This is a genomic window from Nocardioides sp. Leaf285 (assembly GCF_001422955.1).
Classification (GTDB): Bacteria; Actinomycetota; Actinomycetes; order Propionibacteriales; family Nocardioidaceae; genus Nocardioides; species Nocardioides kribbensis.
The window spans coordinates 183163-205974 of record NZ_LMNH01000001.1 but is presented as its reverse complement, the minus strand read 5'-3'; the positions used below and the strand labels follow the sequence as shown (position 1 = coordinate 205974).

The following is a 22812-nucleotide window of genomic DNA, read 5'->3' as shown; positions in this document are numbered from 1 at the left end:
GGTACGGTCCCGGGGTGACGACGACGATGGTCGCGGGCCGCTACCGGCTCGGCGAGGTCCTGGGACGCGGCGGCATGGCCGACGTGCACCGCGCGACCGACACGGTGCTGGCCCGCGAGGTGGCGGTCAAGCTGCTGCGCAGCACCGCCGACCAGGCCAGCGACCGCGCGCGCTTCACCGCCGAGGCCCGCACCCTGGCGGGGCTCTCGCACCGCGGCCTGGTGACCGTGCTCGACGCCGGGGTCGACGACGAGCACCCCTTCCTCGTGATGGAGCTGGTGGAGGGTCCCACCCTGGGGGCCAGGCTGGCCGACGGCCCGGTGCCCGCGCCGGAGGCGGCGCGCGTGGGTCAGCAGGTCGCCGACGCCCTCTCCTACGCCCACGGCCGCGGCGTCGTGCACCGCGACGTGAAGCCCGGCAACGTCCTGCTCGCCCCCGACGGCCGGGTCAAGCTGGCCGACTTCGGCATCGCGCGACTCATCGGCGACACCGTGCGCCACACCCAGACCGGCACCGCCGTGGGCACGGCGGCCTACCTCGCGCCGGAGCAGGTGCGCGGCGAGGAGCTCGACACCTCCGTCGACGTGTGGTCGCTGGGCCTGGTGCTGCTCGAGGCGCTCACCGGCGAGCGCGCCTACCCCGGCAGCCCCACCGAGTCGGCCATGGCCCGGCTGCACCGCCCGCCCCCGGTGCCCGCCGACCTCCCGCCGGGCTGGTCCGACCTGCTGCGCGCCATGACCGCGGCCGACCCGGCCGCGCGGCCGAGCACCGCCCAGGTGGCCGCCCGGCTGGGTGCGCTGCGCCAGGGCCCGCCCTCGGGTCCGCCCGGCCCGCCGCCGTACGTCGAGCCCGCGCGCACCGCCGTGCTCACCGCGCCGGTCGCGTCGCCCGGGTCTCCCCCACCCGCCAGACCCCCCGGGCCCGCCACGCCTCCCCCGCCGCCGCTGCACCCGCCGACGGGCGGCCCGGGCCGACCCCGCCGGGGCCCGGGGGCGCGCCTGGCCGCGCTCGAGCCGCACCAGAAGGGCCTGGCCGGGGCGCTCGCCGGCATCGTGCTCCTCCTCGTGGTCGCGGCCCTGGCCTCCACCGGGAGCGCCGAGCCCCCCGCCGAGGTCGACCCCGCCCCCGGCGACGTGCCGGCCCGGCTCCAGAGCCCGCTGGAGGACCTCCACGACGCGGTCGGGGAGGCCGGCCGATGAGCCCCGTGCGCCCGCGCGCCCGCAGCCGCGGCGCCCTCGCGCTGGGCACGCTCGCACTGCTCGGCGGGGGCCTGCTCGGCTGCGCCGAGGAGACCACCACCGGGCCTCCCACCGCCGTGACCGACGCCCTGGCCGCGGTCGACGAGGCCCTGGTGGCCCGCGACGCCGACGCGGGTCTCGACGCGCTCGACGCCCTGCGCGAGGCCGCCGACGAGGCCGTCGACGCCGGCGAGCTCACCGCCGCCGAGCAGGAGCGGATCGAGCGCGCCGCCGACCGCCTCGAGGCGGCCCTGGAGGCGGTCGAGGAGGCCGACGACACCGCGCCCGGGTCGTCGACGACCCCCACGCCCACCCCCACGCCGACCCCGTCCCCCTCCACCGACGCGGGCGGGCCCGACGAGGAGGAGCCCGACGAGGACGAGCCCGACGAGGGACCGGGCCCGAAGCCCGGCAAGGGACCCGGCCAGGGGCCCGCCGACAAGGGACCGAAGCCGGGCAAGGGACCGAAGCCGTGACCACCGCCCGCCTCGTGCCGGTGACCGTCGAGCTCGACGGTGACGAGCTCGACGCCGAGGACGCCTGGCACCTCGCGCGCCGCCACGGGCTCCGGGCCGTCGCGGTCGGGGCCTTCGTGCGGTTCCGCTACGGCGACGGCTTCACCAACAGCCGGGCCCTGGCCCTGCAGGCCTGCCTCGCCGTCGTGCCCTTCCTGCTCGCCCTCACCGGCCTGGCCGCCGACGTCGACCAGGAGCGCGTGGCCGCGGTCATGGCCGCCACCATCGACGGCGTCTCGCCGGGCAGCGGCTCGGGCGACGCCCTGGCCGGGGCGGTCTCCGGCTCCGACTCCAGCGAGGAGGCCGGAGAGGTCGCGCTCGTCCTCGGCCTGCTGCTCTCCCTGGTGTCGATGACCACGGCCATGGCGCAGGTCGAGCGCGGTGCCAACCGCATCTACGGCATCCGTCGCGACCGGCCCGCGCGGGCCAAGTACGGCCGGGCCGCCGTGCTCACCGCGCTGCTCGCCGCACCCGCGGCCCTGGCCTTCCTGCTGCTCGTGGCCGGCGGTGCCTTCGCCGACGCCGTGACCGAGGCCTACGGCTGGTCGGAGGCCTCACGGACCACGTGGAACGTGCTGCGCTGGCCGGTCGGGGTCGCGCTCGGCGTCCTCACCATCGCCGTGCTGCTCGACCACGCGCCGCGACGCCGGCAGCCCGCGCTGAGCTGGCTGGCCCTCGGCGGGGTGGTCGCGGTGGCGCTCAGCATGCTGGCCACCGTGGGCCTGGCGGCCTACGTCGGGCTCAGCGACTCCTTCGGCAGCACCTACGGGCCCCTCGCGGGCATCGTGGCGCTACTGCTGTGGTCGCTGATGGGCTCGGTGTCGTTCTTCTACGGCGTCGCGGTGTGCGCGCAGCTCGAGGCGCTGCGCGCCGGTCGCGACGACCCGGCCTACGACGACCCCGGCCGACCCCACGGCCACGTGGTCGACTGAGGCGACACCCCGGGCGGCCCGCCCACCGCCCACCCACCGGGGCGGTGGGCCGCGGCGCGTGCCCGACGTACGGTGGGGGCATGGCCACCATCGAGCTGACCGGGGACAACTTCACCACGCACGTGCAGGGCGACGACATCCTGCTCGTCGACTTCTGGGCCAGCTGGTGCGGCCCGTGCAAGCAGTTCGCGCCGACCTACGAGGCGGCCTCCGAGGCCAACCCCGACATCACCTTCGGCTCGATCAACACAGAGGAGCAGCAGGAGCTGGCCGCCGCGGCCGGGATCCAGTCGATCCCCACCCTGATGGCCTTCCGCGAGGGCATCCTCGTCTTCGCCCAGCCCGGGGCGCTGCCCGCACCGGCGCTGGACCAGGTCATCGGCGCGGTGCGCGCCCTCGACATGGACGACGTGCGCAAGCAGGTCGCCGAGCAGCAGCAGCAGCCCGGCGCCGGCCAGGGCTGAGCCGGGAGCACACCCCGACCCGCAGCCGCGGCGCGTCGGGCCTCAGGCCCGGGGCGTCGGCGGCGCGTCGCCGCGCTCGCCCGAGGGGTCGCCGCCCGGCTCCGTGGCCGGGTCGACCGCCGGGTCCGCTCCCGTCTCGCCAGGAGTCCCGTCGGTCTCGGGGGCGTCGCCGTAGACGCCGGTCTTGCGCGCCGTCTCCACGTTGCGCAGCCGCTTGACGAGGCTGAAGAACAGGAAGACCACGAAGCCGACGAGGAGCAGGAAGAGTCCGAGCGCAGGCCACCCGGCCTTGACGTCCTCGGGCTCGGGCGTCGGGTCGGCGACCCGCAGGACGAGCGCGGTGAGCTGGAGGCTGAGCTGCGATCCGAGCGTGGTCACCATGACGCCATCCTCTCAGGAGCCGTCGTAGGAGGCGTCGACGCCCGCGAAGAGGTCGTCCTCCGGCGTGGCCGAGGACACGTGGGCGGTGACGAGCTCGAAGTCCTCGGTGGGCCACACGTCGACCTGCACCTCGCGCGGGATGGCGAACCAGTGCCCGTCGGGGTCGATCTGGGTGGCGTGGGCCAGCAGCGCCTGGTCGCGCACGCCGAAGAAGTCGCCGCAGGGCACCTTGGTGGTGACCCGGGCGTCCCACTCCGGCTCCGGCTTCCACTCCTTGAGCCGCTCGCCCCACGGCGACTCCAGCCCGTGGGCCACGGTGGCGTCGTGCAGGCGCTGCATCCGCTCGCGGTTGAAGGAGTGGTGGTAGTAGAGCTTGGCGACCTGCCAGGCGGGGCCGGCCTCGGGGAAGCGCTCGGGGTCGGCGGCGGCCTCGAAGGCGGCCACCGACACCTCGTGGCAGCGCACGTGGTCGGGGTGGGGGTAGCCGCCGCGCTCGTCGTAGGTGGTGAGCACGTGGGGGCGGATCGAGCGGATCAGACGCACCAGCCGCCCGGTGGCCTCCTCCAGCGGGGCCAGGCCGAAGCAGCCCTCGGGCAGCGGGGGCTTCGGGTCGCCCTCGGGCCAGCCGGAGTCGACGAAGCCGAGCCAGTGCTGGGTGATCCCGAGGATGTCGCGCGCCCGCTCCATCTCCTGGCGCCGCACCTCGGAGATGTTCTCGAGGATGTCGGGGCGGTCCATCTTGGGGTTGAGGATCGAGCCGCGCTCGCCGCCGGTGCAGGTGACCACGTGCACCTCGGCGCCCTCGGCGACGTAGCGCGCGGTCGAGGCCGCGCCCTTGCTCGACTCGTCGTCGGGGTGGGCGTGGACGTGCATGAGCCGGAGGCCCGCGCGGGGTCCGGTGGCGTGCGACTGCGACATGGGCCCGAGTCTAGGTGGGCCGCTCCCCCGTCGTGCCGGGGCACCGGCGCAGCGCCCTGGACCCGCGTGTCACCCTGGTGGGGTGAGCTCCACCGACCTGATGACCCAGCGGTACGGCGCGCCTGCGCCCTGGCGACGGCGTGCGCTCCTCGCGCTGGTCGCGGTGGTGGTGCTGGTCTTCGGCGGCTGGCTGACCTGGACCACGGTGGCCCACGCCGACCCGCCGGTGACCTCCGAGCTGGTCACCTTCGACACCGTCGACCAGCACACCGTCGACGCCACCGTGCAGGTCGACCTGCGCGACGCCGACGTCGAGGCCGACTGCCTGCTGCGCGCCTTCGCCGAGGACCACTCCACGGTGGGCGAGCTGGCCTTCACCCCCGAGTCCTCGGGCCGCCTCGACCTCACCATTCGCACCGAGCGGATGGCCACCTCGGTGGAGAAGATCGGCTGCACCGCCGAGGGCCAGCCCCGCCCCCGCTGAGCCACCCCCGCCGGCGGGGATCCGCCCGTGCCGCCCCGGATAGGGGTAAACTCCTTCTTCTGACCGTCCGCAGGGCCGTCCGGCAAGGGGCCCAGCACAGACGATCCGGGGTCCTTCGCCGACCGACCGGGGACGGCATGACCGATCCACCATCGACGAGCACGCGGCACGGCCGCAGCCGCTCACCCGCAGGAGTACACCCATGACGCAGTCGACCGAGCAGGGCACGATCTGGCTCACGCAGCAGGGCTTCGACAAGCTGCAGGCCGAGCTCGACGAGCTCAAGGGCCCCGTGCGCCAGGAGATCATCGACAAGATCAGCGCCGCGCGCGACGAGGGCGACCTCAAGGAGAACAGCGGCTACCACGCCGCCCGCGAGGAGCAGGGCCGCATCGAGGGCCGCATCCGCCAGCTCGAGGACATGCTGCGTCGCGCCGAGGTGGGCGAGACCCCCGAGGACGACGGCACCGTCTCCCCCGGCATGAAGGTGACCTACAAGTTCGTCGGCGACGACGACGACGAGGCCGAGACCTTCCTGCTCGGCGCGCGCGAGATGGAGGACGAGGACAGCGACCTCAAGGTCTACTCCCCGCAGTCGCCCCTCGGCTCCGCGATCATCGGCGCCTCGAAGGGCGACACGGTCTCCTACGTCGCGCCCAACGGCAAGGAGCTCCAGGTCGTCATCGTCGACGCGGTGCCCTACACCGGCTGATCAACGCCCGGGGGCTCCCCCGGGGCCCAGCACCGCCAGCGCGGCTGCCGCGTCGAGCCTCACTCGACGACGCGGTAGCCGCGTTCGCGCATCCGGGCCAGCACCAGCGCGGAGTGCTCCGCACCCCGGGTCTCCAGCTGCAGCTGCACGGTGACCTCGTCCATGCCCAGCGAGGGCGAGATCCGCTCGTGGGCGACCTCGAGCACGTTGGAGCCGGTGGCGCCGACCTCGGTCAGCAGCTGGGCCAGGCCGCCCGGAGCGTCGGGGATGGTCACCTGGAGGTTGAGGTAGCGCCCGGCCGCGGCCATGCCGTGGCGGATCACCTTGCCGAGCAGCAGCGGGTCGACGTTGCCCCCGGACAGCACCGCGACCGCGGGCGTCTCGAAGCGCTCGGGGTGGTCGAGGATCGCCGCCACGGCCGCGGCGCCGGCCGGCTCGACGACCATCTTGGCCCGCTCCACCAGCGCCAGGAGGGCCCGGGCGAGCAGGTCCTCGCTCACCGTGACGACCTCGTCGACGTGGTCGCGCACGGCCGCGAAGGTGATGTCGCCCGGGCGGCCCACGGCGATGCCGTCGGCCATGGTGCGCATGTGCTCCAGCGGCGTGGGCCGGCCCCGCTCCAGGGAGCCGGGGTAGGCCGCGGCGTCCTTGGCCTGCACCCCCACGACCCGTACGTCGGGCCGTGCGGCCTTGACCGCGAGCGCGATGCCCGCGAGGAGCCCGCCGCCGCCGGTGGGCACGACCACGGTGCGCACGTCGGGCATCTGCTCGAGCAGCTCCAGGCCCACGGTGCCCTGGCCCGCGACGACGTCGACGTGGTCGAAGGGGTGGATCATCACCGCGCCGGTGCGCTCGGCGAAGGCGCGCGCCGCCTCGAGGGCGTCCTCGAGGTAGCGCCCGGAGAAGACGACGTCGGCGCCGTAGCCGCGGGTGGCCCGCTCCTTGGGGATCGGGGCCCCCTCGGGCATGAAGACGGTGGCGGCGATGCCGAGCTGCTGCGCGGCCAGCGCGACGCCCTGGGCGTGGTTGCCGGCCGAGGCCGCGACCACGCCGCGGGCGCGCTCCTCGGCGCTGAGCCGGCTGATCCGCACGAAGGCGCCACGGGCCTTGAACGAGCCGGTGCGCTGGAGGTTCTCGCACTTGAGCCCGACTCGGCCGCCGGCGATGGCCGAGAGCCACCGCGACTCCTCCATGGGCGTGACGATGGCCGTGCCCTCGAGCACCTCCCGGGCGGCCTCGATGTCGGCCAGCGTCACCTCCGGCACCGGCGGCACGGGGCCCAGCGGCACCCCGGGGCCCGCCGGCTCGACCGGCTCGGCCTGCTCGACGGGGGCGTCCGCCTGGTCGGTCATGCGTCCTCCTGGGTCACGGCGGGCTGCTCGCCCGTCACCTCGTAGTCGTCCTCGAGCGCCTCCACCGGGTCGTCACCGACCACCGTGCTCGCCGCGAGGTGCTGGACCACCGCGTTGACGGCGGCGGCCAGCGGCACCGCCACCAGCGCCCCGGCGATCCCGGCGACGAGCACGCCCGCGGCGATCGCGACGATGACGCCGAGCGGGTGCACCGAGACCCAGCGTCCCATCAGGAAGGGCTGCAGCACGTGGCCCTCGACCTGCTGCACGAGGATGATCACGCCGAGCATGAGCAGCGCGGTGACGGGCCCCTGGTCGACCAGGGCCACGAGCACGGCGACGCTGCCGGCGATGGTGGCGCCGATCATCGGCACGAAGGCACCGAGGAAGACCAGCACGCCGATGGCCAGCACGAAGGGCACCTGGAGCACGGCGGCGCCCAGCGCGATGCCGAGCGCGTCGACCGCGGCCACGATGACCGTGGCCCGCACGAACTGCGTCAGGGAGATCCAGGCCACCCGGCCCGAGCCGTCGACGTGGGCGCGGGCGGCGCGCGGGGTCAGCCGCACGATCCAGGCCCAGATGCGCTCCCCGTCGGCGAGGAAGAAGTAGAAGGAGAAGAGCACGATGAAGAAGCCGGCGAACACGTGCCCCACCGCCGTGCCGACCTCGGTGATGCGGGCGGTGAGCTCACCGCCGTCGCTCTGGGCCCGGATGGCCTGCTGGGCCTGGTCGAGGTAGTCGTTGATCTGGGTGTCGCTGGCGTTGAGCGGCCCCTCCTTGAGCCAGGTCCGGATCTCCCCGAGCCCCGCGACCGTCTGCTCGGCCAGGTCGGTCGCGCCGTTGGCGACCTGCTGGGTGGCGAAGGTCAGCAGCGAGCCCACGAGGGCCAGCGTGCCGAGCACCACCAGCAGCGCCGCCAGCCCGCGGGGCAGTCCGACCCGCTGGAGCAGGTCGACGATCGGCACGACCAGGGCGCTGATGAGCAGCGCGACGGCGAGCGGCAGCACGACCACCGCGAAGTAGCCCAGCGTCCAGGCGACCACGGCGCCGGCGGCGACGATCACCAGGAAGCGCCACGACCAGGCCGCGGCGAGGTCGACGCCCCACGGCACCTGGGCGCGCGTGAAGTTCGACCGGCCGGGCGTGATCGGGGCCGGCGTCAGCCGCCGCTCCCGCTCGTCGCGCAGCGCCGCCCACTGCTGGGCCAGCCGCGCCGCCAGCCCCTCGTCGCGCTCGGCGTCGGCGCGGGCCCGGCGCACCGCGCGCCGCCGGCGCACCTCGGCGCTCTCCGCACCCCCGAGGTCGCCCTCGGCGCCGTCCGGGGCCTCGGCCGGTCGTGCGTCGTCGTCCACCACCGCAGGCTATCCGCCGCACCGCCCCGCCCCGACCGGGGCGGGGGGCTCGTCCGGAGGGCTCAGCCCAGGGCTCGGTCGAGGTCGGCGAGCAGGTCGTCGGCGGTCTCGATGCCGACGCTGATCCGGATCAGGTCGGCGGGCACCTCCAGGTCGGTGCCGGCGACGCTGGCGTGGGTCATCCGGCCCGGGTGCTCGATGAGCGACTCGACCCCGCCCAGCGACTCCCCGAGGGTGAAGACCTCGGTGCGCTCGCAGACCGACAGCGCGGCGTCGACCCCTCCCGCGACGCGGAACGACACCATCCCGCCGTACCGGCGCATCTGGCGCGAGGCGATCTCGTGACCGGGGTGGGAGGCCAGGCCGGGGTAGACCACCTCCTCCACGCGCGGGTGGTCGAGGAGGAAGTCGACGACCTTCTCGGCGTTGTCGCAGTGGCGGTCCATGCGCAGCGCGAGGGTCTTGAGCCCGCGCAGGGTCAGCCAGGCGTCGAAGGGGCCGGCCACCGCACCGATGGCGTTCTGGTGGAAGGCGACCTTCTCGGCGACGTCGAGGTCGCGCACCACGAGCGCGCCGCCGACGACGTCGGAGTGCCCGCCGCAGTACTTCGTGGTCGAGTGCACCACCACGTCGGCGCCGAGGGTCAGCGGCTGCTGGAGGTAGGGCGAGGCGAAGGTGTTGTCGACGACCAGCAGCGCCCCGGCGTCGTGGGCGACCGCGGCCAGGGCCTCGATGTCGCCGATGGTGAGCAGCGGGTTGGTGGGGGTCTCGACCCAGACCAGGCGGGTGCTGCCCGGGCGGATCGCTGCCCGCACGGCGTCGACGTCGGAGACCGGCGCCGGGCTGTGCTCCAGGCCCCAGGCCCGCTCGACCTTGTCGAAGAGCCGGAACGTGCCGCCGTAGGCGTCGTCGGGGATGACCACGTGGTCGCCGGGGCGGCACAGCGCGCGCACCAGGGTGTCCTCGGCGGCGAGGCCGGAGGCGAAGGCGAAGGCCCGCTCCCCCTCCTCGAGCGCGGCCAGGTTGCCCTCGAGGGCGGTGCGGGTCGGGTTGGCCGAGCGGGAGTACTCGTAGCCACCGCGCAGTCCGCCCACGCCGTCCTGCTTGTAGGTCGACGTGGCGTAGATCGGCGGGATCACCGCGCCCGTGGTCGGGTCGGGCTCGTAGCCGGCGTGGATGGCGCGGGTCTCGAAGCCCGCCTTGCTCGGGTGCTGCTGCTCGCTCACCGCTCGAGGTTAGCGCCCGCCGGCCCGCGCCCGCGGCGCCGACCGCGGCTCAGGCCTCCTGCCAGGTGCCGTCGCCGAAGACGGTGAGGCCCCACTCGACGTGCAGGTTGCGCAGGCCGTTGCTGGCCGTGCCGGCGATGGTGACGGGCAGCCGGGCCAGCGGTGCCTGCGGCGTGCCGGCGTTGGTGGGGTTGCGCACCGTCAGGCGCAGGTCGAGGTGCTGGCCCCAGAAGATGTCGTAGCTGGGCACCTCCAGCCACAGGTTGGGGATGAAGGCGCCGCCGCCGCGGTAGGTCGCGGCGTAGTCCCACTTGAGCAGGAAGGTGAAGTCGGCGACGACGTAGTCCTCGAAGGGCCAGGCGCACAGCCGCTCCCAGTGACCGCGGATCGCCATCGGACCGCGCGCCCCCGCGAGGGTCTGCCAGTCGTCGACCTGGGGCACGGCGTTGGCGGTGGAGGAGGTGATCTCCCCCGACGGCGCCCCGTCCTTGAAGACCTCCCACGCGGCCTTGGCCACGTTGACGACCATGTCGGCGCTCATGCGACGACACCTCCGTCGGAGCTCCCGGCGTCGGACATGGCCAGCACCTCGACCGGCTCGGGCTCGGCCTCGGCGGTCACCTGGGAGGTCACCGTGCCCTCGAAGAAGGCCTCCTTCTGCTCGTCGGTCCACTCCGACAGGCTCGCCGGCGCCCCGGCCTCCTGCAGCGAGACCGGCACGTCGCCGGTCTCCGCACCGAGGTCGGGCCCGGGCCCGGGGTCGGGGTCGGGGTCGGGCTCCGGCTCGGGGTCGGTCGGGGTCTCGGGCGCGACACTGCCGGTGAGCGCGGCCCAGGTCAGGGGCCCGACCGCGCCGTCGGCGTCGAGGCCCTGGGCGGCCTGGAAGTCGCGCACGGCGCCCTCGGTCGCGGGGCCGAAGTCGCCGTCGGGCTCGGTGGCGAGGTAGCCGGCCTGCTGCAGCAGCTGCTGGAGGTAGGTCACCCACTCCCCGCTGGATCCTGCGCTGAGGTCTGGTTCGTCCATGGTGGTGGCTTCTCTCTGGATCGGTGCACGGGTCGGACAGGGTCGGACAGGGTCAGGACGGGTCAGGGCAGGGTCAGCACGGCGCCGACCTGCAGGGCGACCGGGTCGAGCTCGCCGTTGGCGTGGGCGATCTCCGGCCACCGCGCGCCGTCGCCGTACGCCGCCTGGGCGATCGCCCAGAGCGTGTCGCCGCGCCGCACGGTGTGGGTGCGCGGCTCGGCGGTGCCGGGCTCGGCCGGCTCCACGACCGACTCCACGACCGGCTCCGCCCGGTCGGGGGCGAGCACGGGCTGCGGCGGGAGCGGAGGCAGCTGCTGGAGCATCCACCCGATCACCTGCGGCCCCTCGTGGTCGAGGCGACCGGTGGCCTGGTCGGGGGTGATGTCGAACGGTCCGAACGACGTCGCCGAGCGGGCCAGCGCGAGGTCGGCCGCCGACCACGCGGCGCTGATGTGGAGGCGCCGCACGACGACCATGCCGACCGGCAGGAGCGGGAGGCTGCCGCGACGCGCGGGGTCGGTCAGCTCCCCCGCGACCGAGCCGGGGATGCACCAGCCGTCGTCGTTGACCAGCGAGTCGAGCAGCCACTCGCGGCGCACGTCGACGAGGCAGTACTCCAGCTCGACACGGACCGACGAGGTCGTCACGGCCTCGCTGGGCGCCTGCTCCTGCACCAGCTGGCGCACGTGGAGCCGCTCGGTGAGGTCGAGGCGCAGGGTGGCGGTGTCGAAGGCGCGCGCCAGCAGGGGCGCGTCCACGCTCGCCCCGGCAGGGGCGACCGTGTCCGGCTCCGTCTCGACGAGGCGCCGCAGGGCCGTCGCCCGCAGCGCGGGCTCGGCCCGGAGCGCCAGGGCCGGCTCGGCCCGGAGCGCGACCGCGACCGCGCTCACCGGGGCGGGCTCGGCGACCAGGAGCGCGGTCAGGTCGGGGGCGGCCAGCGCGTCGGCGAGCACCGTGCTGCTGGCCCGCAGCCGCCACTGCAGGTGCTCGGCCTCCGGGTCGACGGGCTCGACGGTGCCCGTGTCGGGCGGGGTGGGCGAGCCGACCTGGAAGGTCGTGCTCGTCCACACCTCCTGCGCGGTCGGGTCGGACCACCGGGAGGGGCTGGCCTCCGCCACCCGGAAGCGGCTGCGCAGGCCGGAGGAGGACTCGAGGCTGAGGTCCTCCCACAGCCGCAGGGCGCGTGACTTGACCAGGCTGAAGACACGCAGCGCCTCGGCCCGCTCCTCGGCGCCGGCGTCGGGGGCCAGGTAGGGCTGCGCCGGGCCGAGGAGCCGGTCGAACCAGAGGCTGTCGACGGAGTCGGAGGTCATCACCACGCTGGCCCCGTCGCCGGCGTCCACCGGGATCCGGTTGACCAGGTCGGAGAAGCGCTCCCGCGCCACCACGGCGCTCCAGCCCGCCGCCGGGTCGGCGGGGTCCTCGAAGTCGCTCGGGGACAGCGTCGATCCGAAGCGATCGAAGCGGAAGACGACGTGGGTCGACGCCGCCGTGGCGAAGTGCTCCAGGAAGAAGTCGTTCATCGGCTGGTGGAGCGCGTCCAGCGACAGGGCCATGGCCGTCTCCTCCGTCCTCGACCGCGCTCCTCAGCCGTTGGCCGGAGCGGGGGCGACCGGGGCCGGTGCCGGCGCAGGGGTCGGCGCAGGGGTCGGCGCAGGAGTCGGCGCAGGGGTCGGCGCAGGGGTCGCGACGGGCGCGGGGTCCGGCGCAGGCGTCGGGGCCGGCGTCGGGGCCGGCGTCGGGGCAGGCGTCGCGACGGGCGCGGGGTCCGGAGCGGGCGTCGGGGCCGGCGTCGGGGCCGGCGCCGCGACCGGTGCGGGCGTCGGGGCCGGCGTCGCGACCGGTGCGGGCGTCGGCGTCGGCGTGGCCACCGGAGCCGGCGTCGGCGTGGCCACCGGTGCCGGCGCAGGCGTCGGCGCAGGAGTCGGAGCAGGCGTCGGCGCAGGGGTCGCGACCGGCTCGGCGACGGGGTCCGCGGGCGCCGGCGCGTGCTGGAGGTAGTCCAGGCCGTTCTTGCGCGGGGAGGCCGGGTTGATCTGCGAGACGTAGCCGACCAGCTGGATGCCCTTCACGGTCAGACCCTCGCTCTCGTAGTCGGAGGAGGCGTCGAAGGTGTGCTCGCTGGTGCCGTAGTGCCCCTTGACCGCGAACGGCCCCCAGCCCACCGACGTCGAGACGCTGGTGGTGGCGCTGTCGGACTCCCACTGCGACTTCCAGTCGTCCCACTTGATGCGCAGGTCCTTGACCAGGATCAGGCTGGTGACCACCGAGGGCAGGAAGGCCGGCTCCTTGGTGGAGGGCTTCTGCTGGGCCATGGTGCCGTCGGAGATCGTGTGGGCGGGGTAGTCGCCGAAGAGGAACCAGTTGTCGAGGTTGAGCAGCGAGGTGTCCATCCACGGCCGGAAGATGTCGACGGTGCAGTAGCTGAAGCGGATCTCCAGGTTGCTGCCCTGCATCTGCATGGCCTGGTGCGACTCGGAGTGGTCGACGCTGGCCGAGGCGCTCCAGAAGCCGATGTCGAAGCCGCCGCCCCCGCCGTAGGAGGTGCTCGACGACTGGTAGTGCTCCTCGGAGTGGCTCTTCGTGCTGTCGTACTCGTTCCACCCCTCGTCGTTGTCGGGGTCGGCCCACGTCTCCGGGATCATGGCGGTCCACGGGATCAGCCCGACGCCGGGGAACTCGAAGAGGTTGTCGTTGAGCTTCTTCTTGGCCCGCCCGATGAGGGCGATGGCCGGGTCGGTGCCGCGGGCCGAGAGGATGGCGATGGCGTCCTCGATCTCCTGCTTGTGCCCGAAGCTCTGCCAGCGGTCCCAGGCCTCGTTGGCCTCCTCGTGGTAGAGCCGGCCCTCGATGGGCCACATCTGGCGGCGGTCGGGATCGGTGAAGACGATGGCGTAGGCCTTGTTCCAGCTGCGGACCTTCGAGCGGTACTCGTCCTGGTAGTCGAGGTACTTCTCGTAGTGGGCGGTCGGGTCGCCGGTGGCCGGGTCCATCAGCGTGGCCTGGGCGCGGTCGTAGCCGGCCTGGAGCTCGGCGTTGGCCTCGAGGTCGCCCGCGATCCCGTTGGCGCCGGTGATGATCGCCCACCAGGAGTCGCTGACCTTGCTGGCGGCCGGCATGACCGAGTAGGTGGCGTTCATGTTGAGCTTGCTGTCGGTGAGCATGAAGGTGTTGAGGTAGGTGCGCTGGGAGCGCGAGATGTTGGCGAGCAGCGCGTCGTCGTAGAGCTTCTCCGGGTCCAGGGCCTTGCTTCCCGTAGTCGGCGCCGCAGCGGGATCGGTCTGGGGCGGCACGACCGGTGCGTTCTTGGCGAGGTTGCCGCCCATGGGGTCCCAGGGGTTGTAGAAGTCGTCCTTGCGGATCGGCAGGCCGACGCTGCGGAAGGCCACGAAGTAGCCCTCCTGCATCTTCTTGGTCTCCTCGTCGAGGCCGACGGCCTTCAGCTCGAGCTCGCGCAGGATGTCGTGGACGTCAGGCATGGTGGGGTCCTCCAGTGGGCGGATCGGTCGTGGTGGGTGGGTCGGCGAGCTGGTCGAGGGCGGCCTCGACCTCCGCCTTGTGCCCGAGCGCCTGCCACCGCACGAGGGCGGCGTCGACGGCCTCGGTGCAGGCCCGGGAGTCCTGCGGCCAGGCCTGCAGCAGGGCCGGTCGCAGGTGGGCGCGGTCGCGCGCCTCGTCGCGTCGGCGCACGGCGGCGTCGTACTCGCGCTGCAGCTCGAGGTAGCGCCGGTAGACCGGCGTGGGCCGGTCGTCGGCGTCGAGCAGCAGCGCGCGCGGGTCGGCACGGCGCCGACGGTCGTCGGGCACGACAGCACCTCGCTCACTCGGCGCGCAGCGCCGGAGGCACGGGCAGGACAGGACTGCGTACGCCGCGGGCGCGCGAGCGCCCGCGGGCGACGGGTGGGGCTCCTGAGGAGCGCCGAGGCTCGGCACCCGAGAAGTCGTGAGGTGGCAGCCGGTGGTTCCGCGGGCTGCGACGGCCCCCAACCTCCTCGCGCGACCCGCCCCTGTCAACGGCCCAAGGTCCCCGGATCGGTCCCGATCAGGCGAGCTCGCCGGGAAGGTCGGCGCCACCGGCGGTGTTGCACACTCGTAGGCAACGACCCGAGGAGGTCCCGTGTTCTTCACCCGCAAGCAGACCGACCTGATCGCTCCCGAGCAGACCCTGCCCGGTCGCAGCGAGAGCCCCTTCCGACTCGCCGAGCGCCACGTCGTGCTCGACGCACCCGTGCGCACCGACGAGGCCCCCGAGGGCTACGAGGTCGCCGTCTTCGGCCTCGGCTGCTTCTGGGGAGCCGAGGAGATCTACTGGAAGACGCCCGGCGTCTGGTCGACGTCGGTGGGCTACGCCGGCGGCGACACGCCCAACCCGTCCTACGAGGAGGTGTGCTCGGGGCGCACCAACCACACCGAGGCCGTGCGCGTGGTCTTCGACCCCGCCCAGGTCTCCTACGCCGACCTCGTCAAGGCCTTCTTCGAGGTGCACGACCCGACCCAGGGCATGCGCCAGGGCAACGACGTCGGCACGCAGTACCGCTCGGCGATCTACTACACCTCCCCCGCCCAGGAGCAGACCGCGCGCGAGCTGACGAAGGTCTACGGCGACGAGCTGGCCCGCCGCGGCCTCGGCGAGATCACGACCGAGATCCGCGAGGTGCCGACGTACTACTACGCCGAGGACCAGCACCAGCAGTACCTCGCGAAGAACCCCTACGGCTACCGCTGCCACGCCAACACCGGCGTGCGGTTCCCGCAGACCGCCTGAGCAGCGCCACCACCGTCCGGCTCCCGAAGCCGGACGCGCACACCCCCGGGCCGCGGCCCTCCAGCACGACGGAGGACCGCGGCCCTGCGGCTGCCCGGACGACCTGTGCCCGTCCGACTCGGGTGCGGTAACGTAGGTAAGCCTCGCCTCACTTGAACGGGGTTCACCTGACGACGAAGGGGTCCCATGATCCGCCGCTCCCGGCTCGCTCCTGCCCTCGCGCTCGCGCTGCTCACGCCCGCGCTGGTCTCCTGCAGCGGTGACGACGGGCCGAGCATCACCGTCTACAACGCCCAGCACGAGCAGCTGCTCGAGGAGCTGGCGCCGCAGTTCACCGAGGAGACGGGGATCGAGGTCGAGCTGCGCAACGGCAAGGACCTCGAGCTGTCCAACCAGCTGGTGCAGGAGGGCGACGCCTCGCCGGCCGACGTGTTCCTCACCGAGAACTCCCCGGCCATGTCCCAGGTCGAGGAGGCCGGGCTGTTCGCCCCGCTGCCCGAGGACCTCGTCGCCCCCATCCCGGAGCAGTACCGCCCCGCCAGCGGGCTGTGGACCGGCTTCGTCGCGCGCTCCACCGTGCTGGTCTACAACACCGACCTGGTGGACCCCGACGAGCTGCCGAGCTCGATCCTCGACCTCGCCGACCCCGAGTGGGCCGGTCGCCTGTCGTTCTCCCCCACCGGCGCCGACTTCCAGGCCATCGTCGCCGCGGTGCTGGAGCTCGAGGGCGAGGACGCGACGCGGGAGTGGCTGGAGGGCATCAAGGCCAACGGCACGGTCTACGACGGCAACAACGTGGTGCTCGAGGCGGTCGACTCCGGTGAGTCCGAGGTCGGGATCATCTACCACTACTACTGGTACCGCGACCTCGCCGAGGGCGGCGACGTCAGCGACGACAGCGCGCTGTACTTCTTCGGCGACGAGGACCCCGGCGCGTTCGTGAGCGTCTCGGGCGCGGGCGTGCTCGCCGCGAGCGACGACCCGACCGACGCCGAGCGGTTCGTGCAGTTCCTCGTCGACCGCACCGGCCAGCAGGCCCTGGCCGACAGCTACGCCCTGGAGTACCCCCTCAACCCCGACGTCCGGCTCGACCCCCCGGTCAAGCCCTTCGACGAGCTCGAGCCGCCTCGGGTCGACGTCTCCGACCTCGACTCGCTGACGGTGGTCGACCTCATGACCGAGGTGGGCTTCCTCTGAGCACCACGGTGACGGCGGTCCCTGCCGGCACCGGCGGTCGGCGGGCCCACCACCGCGCGCCGTGGCCGCTGGTGCTGACCGGCCTCCTCGTCGCGGCCGCCTCCCTCGTCCCCCTCGGCTACGTGCTGTGGACCACCTCCCAGCTCGAGCCCGGGCAGGCGAGCGACTTCCTGGTCCGCCCGCGCGTGGGCGAGCTGTTGTGGAACACCGTGCGCCTGCTGCTCGTCGGGACCGCGCTCAGCGTGGCCCTCGGCACGGCCGCGGCGTGGGTGGTCGAGCGCACCGACCTGCCCGGTCGCGGCTGGTGGCACGGCCTGCTGTGCGCGCCGCTCGCGGTGCCCGCCTTCGTCAACGGTTACGGCTGGGTCTCCACGACCCACGCCGTGCAGAGCTTCAGCGGGGCCGTCATGGTGGTGACGCTGTCCTACTACCCGCTGGTCTACCTGCCCACGGTCGCCGCGCTGCGCCGGCTCGACCCCAGCGTCGAGGAGGTCGCGCAGTCGCTGGGCCACGGCGCCCGGGGTGTCTTCTGGCGGGTCACGCTGCCCGCGATCAGCCCGGCCGTCCTCGGCGGCGCGCTCCTCGTCGGGCTCCACCTCCTCGCCGAGTACGGCGCACTGCAGCTGCTCAACTACCCCACGCTGACCACCGCGATCCTCCAGCAGTACGCCACCGTGTTCAACGGACCGCAGGCCACGCTGCTCGCCCTGGTGCTGGTCGGCTTCTGCGCCGTGCTGCTCGTCCTCGAGCTGGCCCTGCGCGGGCGTCGGCGGCGCTCGCGCGTCGGGTCGGGGGTCAGCCGGACCGGCGAGCGCGTCCCCCTCGGGCGGAGCAGGGCCGCCGTCGTCGCCGGCCTCTCCCTGCTGGTCGCCCTGGCGCTCGTGGTGCCCGTGGCGAGCCTGCTGCGGTGGCTGGTGCGGGGCACCTCCACCCGGCTGGACGTCGACTCCCTGCTCGGTGCCCTCGGCTCCACCCTGGCCCTGGCCGCGGCCGGCGGCGCGCTGGCCACCGCGCTCGCGGTGCCGGTCGTGTGGCTCGCGGTCAGGCACCGTGGCCCGCTGGCCACGCTCGTCGAGCGCAGCACCTACGTCGCGGGGTCGCTGCCGGGCATCGTGGTGGCGCTCGCCCTCGTCACCGTGTCGATCCGGGTGGTGCCCGCGCTCTACCAGACGGTGGTGGTGCTGCTCGCGGCGTACGCCGTCCTGTTCCTGCCGCGCGCCGTGGTCAGCGTGCGCGCGTCGCTGGAGCTCGTGCCGCCCGGTCTCGACGAGGTGGCCCGGTCGCTCGGCTGCTCGGGCCCGGCGGCGGCCGCGCGGGTGACCGTGCCCCTCGTGGCGCCGGGCCTGGCCGCCTCGGTCGCGCTCGTGTCGCTCGCGGTCTCGACCGAGCTGACCGCCACGCTCCTCCTGGCCCCTATCGGCACCGAGACCCTCTCGACCCGCTTCTGGTCCGACGCCTCCTCGGTCGCCTACGGCGCAGCAGCGCCCTACGCCCTCGCGCTGGTCCTGCTGTCGCTCCCGGCGACGTGGCTGCTGGGCCGGGTCTCGATCGGAGGGGCGTCGTGACGGCCGCGGCGCCAGCGCTGGAGGTGCGCGGCCTGAGCGTGGGCTACGGCGACGGCGACGTCGTCCACGACCTCGACCTCACCGTGACCGACGGGGTCACCGCCATCCTCGGCCCGTCGGGCTGCGGCAAGACCACGCTGCTGCGCACCGTCGCCGGGTTCGTCACCCCCCGCACGGGGACCGTCACGGTGGCCGGCCGGCCCGTGGTCGCCGACCGGACCGCGGTCGCCCCGCGGCACCGACGGCTCGGCTACGTGCCCCAGGAGGGCGGGCTCTTCCCCCACCTCGACGTCGCGGCCAACGTGGTCTTCGGGCTCCCCCGCTCCCAGCGACGGGCCGCGCGCGCCACCGTCGCGGGCCTCCTCGAGCTCGTCGACCTCCCCGACGCCCTCGCCGACCGGTACCCCCACGAGCTGTCGGGCGGCCAGCAGCAGCGGGTCGCCCTGGCCCGGGCGCTGGCTCCCCGGCCCTCGATGGTGCTCCTCGACGAGCCCTTCTCCTCCCTCGACGCCGGCCTGCGGGAGGAGACCGGACGCGCGGTCGTGCGGGCGCTGCGCCGGCGCGGCGCGGCCGCGCTGCTGGTGACCCACGACCAGGGCGAGGCGCTCTCCCTGGCCGACCAGGTGGCGGTGATGCACAGCGGGCGACTGCTCCAGGTCGGGCGGCCGGCCGCGGTCTACCTCTCGCCGGCCGACGAGCGCGTCGCCGACTTCGTCGGCCTGTCGGTGTTCCTCGACGGCACGGTCGAGGTGTCCGCGCCCGGCGCGGTGCGCTGCGCCCTGGGTGAGATCGGATTGCGTGGCCCGGCGCCGGCCGGCCCGGTGCGCGTGGCCGTGCGCGCGGAGCAGGTGCAGGTGACCCCGGCCGACCGTGGTGTGGCCGCCGAGGTCCTCGACACCAGCTTCTTCGGCCACGACGCCACCGTCCGGGTGCGGCTGGCCACGGGCGAGCTGGTCGTCGCGCGCACGCCGGCGGGCGTCGTGCCCCTGCCCGGGGAGAGGGTCGGCGTCGTCGTGACCGGCGACGTGGTGGCGTTCTCGTCGGACCGTCGGCCGTGACCGCGCTGCCCGCGTCCGGTCCGCTCGGCACCCGGCCGGACCCCGACCTCGACCTCGACCTCGACCTGCTGGGGGGCGACCACGGTGACCTCGCCCTCGTCGACGGCGACCGCCTGGTCACCTACGGCGAGCTCGCCGGGCTGGTCACGGCCCGGGCCGCCTCCCTCGGCGGGACCCGACGGCTCCTCGCGATCCGCGCCCGCAACGACCTCGACTCCGTCGTCGACCTCCTCGCCGCGTGGGCCCGGCGCCTCCCCGTCGTCCTGCTGGGTGCCGACGACGCCGCGCGCCACCGCGAGGTGGAGGAGCGCTTCCTCGGGGCCGCCGACGCGGACCTCCACCCCGACCTGGCCCTGCTCCTGTCGACCTCGGGCTCGACCGGGTCGCCCAAGCTGGTGCGGCTCTCGCGCGCCAACGTGCTGGCCAACGCCGACAGCATCGCCTCCTACCTCGCTCTCACCACCGAGGACCGCGCGATCACCTCGCTGCCGATCCACTACTGCTACGGCCTGTCGGTGCTGACCTCCCACCTGCGGGCCGGTGCGGCCGTGGTGCTGACCGGTCTCTCGGTCACCGACGAGTGCTTCTGGCGCCTGGCCCGTCGCCACCGCGTCACCAGCCTGGCCGGCGTGCCCCACACCTTCGACCTGCTGGACGCCTCGGGGTTCGCCGAGCGCGACCTGCCCGACCTGCGCTACCTCACCCAGGCCGGCGGACGGCTCGCGCCCGCCACGGTCCGGCGCTTCGCCGAGCTGGGTCGACGGCGCGGGTGGGACCTCTTCGTCATGTACGGCGCCACCGAGGCCACCGCCCGCATGGCCTACCTCCCGCCCCACCTCGCCGCGAGCCGGCCCGACGCCATCGGGCTGCCGGTGCCTGGCGGCGACCTGCGTCTCGCGCCGGTCGAGGGCCAGGACCTCCCCGACGGCGTCGGGGAGCTCGTCTACTCCGGGCCCAACGTGATGATGGGCTACGCCCTGGAGCGCGGCGACCTCGCGCGGGGCGGCGAGCTCGACGAGCTGCGCACCGGCGACCTCGGCCGGCAGTGCGACGACGGGCTGTGGGAGGTCGTGGGGCGCCTCGACCGCCACGTCAAGCTCTTCGGGCTGCGCCTCGACCTCGGACGCCTCGAGGAGGTGTGCACCGTCCCCGTCCGCCTGGTGGAGCACGACGGCCGGCTCCACGCGTTCGTCGACCGCCCCCGGTCGGCGGCAGCGGCACGCGCGTCGCTGCGGGCGGCCACCGGCCTCCCCCACGGGGCCGTGGTGGTGCACACGCTGGCCGCGGTGCCGCTCACCTCGAGCGGCAAGGTCGACCACGCGGCCCTGCGCCGCCACGCCGCCTCCGCGGCCCGGGAGGCCTCGGCGCACGACGAGGGGTCAGGCCCGGTCACCGCCGAGCGTCTGCGCGACCTCTACGCCGTCGTGCTCGGTCGGCCCGACGCCACGACCGGCGACAGCTTCGTCGACCTCGGCGGCGACTCGCTGGCCTTCGTGGAGACCTCCACGCGACTCGCCGGCCTGCTCGGCGACCTCCCGGCGCGCTGGCCGCACCTGACCCCCGTCGAGCTGGCGCGCCGGGCGCGTCCCGTGCGTGCGTGGACCACCCTCCTCGAGGTGCCGACGGTCCTGCGCGCCGTGGCGATCCTGGCCATCGTCGCGTCCCACACCGACCTGGTGAGCCTCATGGGCGGCGCCCACGTGCTGCTCGCGGTCGCGGGCTACAACGTCGCGCGCTTCGCGCTCCCGGTGGAGGGACGCCGGCCCCGGACCCGCGCGATCCTCGCCACGGTCGCCGCGTTCGCCGTACCCGCCTCGGTCTGGATCCTCGTGGCGGGGGCGGTCACCGGCGACTACCACCCGGCCACGGCGCTCTACCTCAACCAGCTCCTCGGGCCCGACCGGTGGACCGACGACTGGGAGTTCTGGTTCCTCGAGGTCCTGGTGTGGAGCCTGCTCGCGCTGGCCGCCCTCCTCGCCGTCCCGGCCGTCGACCGGTGGCAGCGGACGCACCGCTTCGAGGCCGCGATGGCCGCCGTGGCGGGCACCGTGGCGCTCCGCCTCGTGCTCGTGGGGTGGAGCACCGCCTCGCTGCAGGAGTACGCCGTCGCGACGGCCGCCTTCTGCGTCGCGCTGGGGTGGGCCGCCGCCGAGGCCCGGACCCCGGCGCAGCGGGCGGTCGTGGCGGCGTCGGTGGTCGTGGCCCTGGGGGGCTACTTCGGCGAGGACACGACGAGGGAGGTCGTCGCGGTGCTCGGCGTCGCCGCCCTCCTCCTCCGCCGACCGGTGAGGGTGCCGACGCCGGTGGCGCGGCTGCTCGTGCCCGTCGCTCAGGCCTCGCTCTGGATCTACCTGACGCACTGGCAGGTCTACCCGCCCCTGGAGGACGCCGGGCACCCCTGGGCCGCGCTGGTGGCGAGCCTCGTCGTCGGCCTCGCCGCGGCGCGGGTCCACCGGCTCCTCCTGGCCGCCCGCCGGGCGGTCGCGCCCGCCCCCGCCGAGCCGGCGCCCCGGCCGCCGAGGTGAACGGCCCAGGACCCAACGGGCCCAGCCGCACGCTCGTCGCGTGGTGGGACTCCCACCAGGTCGCGCTCTACCTCGTCGCGATCCTGGGCGGGGCAGTCCTCGGTCTCGTGGCCCCCCGGGCCGCCCCGTCGCTCGAGCACGCGATCAACCCGGCGCTGGCGCTGCTGCTCTTCGCGACCTTCCTGGGGGTGCCCCTCGTGGAGGTCGGCCGGGCGTTCGGCGACCTCCGCTTCCTCGCAGCGGTGCTGGGCGGCAACTTCCTGGTGGTGCCGCTCCTCGCCTTCGCGCTGTCGCGGTTCGTCGCCGACGACCGGGGGCTGACGCTCGGCGTGCTGCTGGTGCTGCTGACGCCGTGCATCGACTACGTGATCGTCTTCGCCGGTCTGGCCGGTGGTGCCCGGGCCCGGCTGCTGGCGGCGGCGCCCCTGCTGATGCTCGCGCAGGTGCTCCTCCTCCCGGCGTACCTCCTCCTCTTCGCGGGCGGCGACGTCCTCGCGGTCGTGGAGCCCGCGCCGTTCGTGGAGGCCTTCCTCGTCCTGATCGTGGTGCCGCTCGCCGCTGCGGCGCTCGTGCAGGCGCTGGGACGTCGCCACCGCTCCGGGCGCGCCGTCGAGCGCGCCACGGCCGGCGCCATGGTGCCGCTGATGATGCTCACGCTGACCGTCGTGATCGGGTCCCAGATCGCCGCGGTCGGCTCCGAGGCGCTGCAGCTGGCCCGCCTGGTGCCCCTCTACGCCGCCTTCGTGGTCCTCGCCGTGCCGGTCGGCCTGGCCGCGAGCCGGTCCGCCGGGCTCGACGTGCCGGGCACGCGCGCGGCCGTCTTCTCCGTGGCGACCCGCAACTCGCTGGTCGTGCTGCCGCTGGCCCTCGCGCTCCCCGAGTCGCTCGCGCTGGCCCCGCTGGCCGTCGTCACCCAGACCATGGTCGAGCTGCTGGCCATGCTGGTCCTCGTGCGGCTGGTCCCCCGGCTCGCGCCGTCGACGCCGACCTGAGGTTCCACCGTCGCGGGCTGGTGCACCCCCACCCGTGGCGCGGCTCGCGGAGCCGGCGCAGGTAACACGACCCTTACGCGTGGCGCCGCGGATCGTCTTCCGCGCGAAAC

Annotated in this window: 22 protein-coding genes; 12 read left to right on the top strand and 10 right to left on the bottom strand. The window is 74.7% G+C overall.

Annotated elements, in window-relative coordinates:
* The first annotated feature begins 14 nt into the window (after positions 1-14).
* The 4 genes from ASF47_RS01075 (at position 15) to ASF47_RS01060 (ending at position 3149) form a co-directional block, all read left to right on the top strand.
* Positions 15-1199: a serine/threonine-protein kinase gene (locus ASF47_RS01075; protein WP_156697674.1), complete on the top strand. Its 1185-nt coding sequence runs from the start codon at positions 15-17 to the stop codon at positions 1197-1199.
* A complete protein-coding gene (locus ASF47_RS21415; protein WP_056862184.1) occupies positions 1196-1714 on the top strand; it encodes a hypothetical protein in 519 nt (172 codons plus the stop codon). Before ASF47_RS01075 ends, ASF47_RS21415 begins: the two co-directional genes overlap by 4 nt.
* The gene (locus tag ASF47_RS01065) at positions 1711-2685 is read left to right on the top strand and encodes a YihY/virulence factor BrkB family protein (RefSeq protein ID WP_056862183.1); all 975 of its coding nucleotides are present in this window, start codon (positions 1711-1713) and stop codon (positions 2683-2685) included. Before ASF47_RS21415 ends, ASF47_RS01065 begins: the two co-directional genes overlap by 4 nt.
* Positions 2686-2765: 80 nt before the next feature.
* Entirely contained in the window at positions 2766-3149 is a 384-nt protein-coding gene (locus tag ASF47_RS01060; RefSeq protein ID WP_056862182.1) for a thioredoxin family protein, read from the top strand.
* A gap of 42 nt (positions 3150-3191) precedes the next feature.
* On the opposite strand, the gene ASF47_RS01055 is transcribed toward ASF47_RS01060, so the two are convergent.
* Positions 3192-3530, bottom strand: coding sequence for a hypothetical protein (locus tag ASF47_RS01055; RefSeq protein WP_056862181.1), 339 nt, complete (start codon positions 3528-3530; stop codon positions 3192-3194).
* A 12-nt stretch (positions 3531-3542) separates the two neighbouring features.
* The gene (mca, locus tag ASF47_RS01050; protein WP_056862180.1) at positions 3543-4448 is read right to left on the bottom strand and encodes a mycothiol conjugate amidase Mca; all 906 of its coding nucleotides are present in this window, start codon (positions 4446-4448) and stop codon (positions 3543-3545) included.
* Positions 4449-4530: 82 nt separating this feature from the next.
* On the opposite strand from mca, the gene ASF47_RS01045 reads away from it, so the two are divergent.
* Both ASF47_RS01045 and greA read left to right on the top strand, forming a co-directional pair.
* Entirely contained in the window at positions 4531-4932 is a 402-nt protein-coding gene (locus tag ASF47_RS01045) for a DUF4307 domain-containing protein (protein WP_056862179.1), read from the top strand.
* 202 nt (positions 4933-5134) lie between these two features.
* A complete protein-coding gene (gene greA, locus ASF47_RS01040; protein ID WP_056862178.1) occupies positions 5135-5644 on the top strand; it encodes a transcription elongation factor GreA in 510 nt (169 codons plus the stop codon).
* Positions 5645-5703: 59 nt separating this feature from the next.
* Here the strand turns inward: greA and ilvA are convergent, their stop codons facing one another.
* The 8 genes from ilvA to ASF47_RS01000 all read right to left on the bottom strand — a co-directional run bounded on the left by ilvA (position 5704) and on the right by ASF47_RS01000 (position 14407).
* Positions 5704-6996 carry a threonine ammonia-lyase gene (gene ilvA, locus ASF47_RS01035; protein ID WP_082499880.1) on the bottom strand — a complete coding sequence of 431 codons (1293 nt, stop codon included), beginning with the start codon at positions 6994-6996 and terminating at the stop codon, positions 5704-5706.
* Positions 6993-8351 carry an AI-2E family transporter gene (locus tag ASF47_RS01030; protein WP_165699012.1) on the bottom strand — a complete coding sequence of 453 codons (1359 nt, stop codon included), beginning with the start codon at positions 8349-8351 and terminating at the stop codon, positions 6993-6995. The genes ilvA and ASF47_RS01030 overlap by 4 nt, the downstream gene beginning before the upstream one ends.
* Positions 8352-8413: 62 nt before the next feature.
* Positions 8414-9577, bottom strand: a complete 1164-nt coding sequence (locus ASF47_RS01025) for a cystathionine gamma-synthase (RefSeq protein WP_056862177.1) — start codon at positions 9575-9577, stop codon at positions 8414-8416.
* 49 nt (positions 9578-9626) lie between these two features.
* Positions 9627-10118: a hypothetical protein gene (locus ASF47_RS01020; protein WP_056862176.1), complete on the bottom strand. Its 492-nt coding sequence runs from the start codon at positions 10116-10118 to the stop codon at positions 9627-9629.
* Positions 10115-10600 (bottom strand): peptidoglycan-binding domain-containing protein, encoded by a 486-nt coding sequence (locus ASF47_RS20460; protein WP_082499879.1) that lies wholly within the window; start codon positions 10598-10600, stop codon positions 10115-10117. Before ASF47_RS20460 ends, ASF47_RS01020 begins: the two co-directional genes overlap by 4 nt.
* Before the next feature lie 62 nt (positions 10601-10662).
* Positions 10663-12156 carry a LysM peptidoglycan-binding domain-containing protein gene (locus ASF47_RS21610; RefSeq protein WP_056862175.1) on the bottom strand — a complete coding sequence of 498 codons (1494 nt, stop codon included), beginning with the start codon at positions 12154-12156 and terminating at the stop codon, positions 10663-10665.
* 30 nt (positions 12157-12186) lie between these two features.
* Positions 12187-14079, bottom strand: coding sequence for a hypothetical protein (locus tag ASF47_RS20900; protein WP_056862174.1), 1893 nt, complete (start codon positions 14077-14079; stop codon positions 12187-12189).
* Positions 14072-14407: a hypothetical protein gene (locus ASF47_RS01000; RefSeq protein WP_056862173.1), complete on the bottom strand. Its 336-nt coding sequence runs from the start codon at positions 14405-14407 to the stop codon at positions 14072-14074. Before ASF47_RS01000 ends, ASF47_RS20900 begins: the two co-directional genes overlap by 8 nt.
* Positions 14408-14717: 310 nt before the next feature.
* On the opposite strand from ASF47_RS01000, the gene msrA reads away from it, so the two are divergent.
* The 6 genes from msrA (at position 14718) to ASF47_RS00970 (ending at position 22702) form a co-directional block, all read left to right on the top strand.
* A complete protein-coding gene (msrA, locus tag ASF47_RS00995) occupies positions 14718-15365 on the top strand; it encodes a peptide-methionine (S)-S-oxide reductase MsrA (RefSeq protein ID WP_056862172.1) in 648 nt (215 codons plus the stop codon).
* 186 nt (positions 15366-15551) lie between these two features.
* Entirely contained in the window at positions 15552-16562 is a 1011-nt protein-coding gene (locus tag ASF47_RS00990) for an iron ABC transporter substrate-binding protein (RefSeq protein ID WP_056862171.1), read from the top strand.
* An 8-nt stretch (positions 16563-16570) separates the two neighbouring features.
* The gene (locus ASF47_RS00985) at positions 16571-18127 is read left to right on the top strand and encodes an ABC transporter permease (protein ID WP_056862170.1); all 1557 of its coding nucleotides are present in this window, start codon (positions 16571-16573) and stop codon (positions 18125-18127) included.
* Positions 18124-19185 carry an ABC transporter ATP-binding protein gene (locus ASF47_RS00980; RefSeq protein ID WP_056862169.1) on the top strand — a complete coding sequence of 354 codons (1062 nt, stop codon included), beginning with the start codon at positions 18124-18126 and terminating at the stop codon, positions 19183-19185. The genes ASF47_RS00985 and ASF47_RS00980 overlap by 4 nt, the downstream gene beginning before the upstream one ends.
* Positions 19182-21710, top strand: coding sequence for an AMP-binding protein (locus ASF47_RS00975; protein WP_235558570.1), 2529 nt, complete (start codon positions 19182-19184; stop codon positions 21708-21710). Before ASF47_RS00980 ends, ASF47_RS00975 begins: the two co-directional genes overlap by 4 nt.
* Positions 21707-22702: an arsenic resistance protein gene (locus tag ASF47_RS00970; RefSeq protein ID WP_056862168.1), complete on the top strand. Its 996-nt coding sequence runs from the start codon at positions 21707-21709 to the stop codon at positions 22700-22702. Before ASF47_RS00975 ends, ASF47_RS00970 begins: the two co-directional genes overlap by 4 nt.
* The last annotated feature ends 110 nt before the right edge of the window (positions 22703-22812 follow it).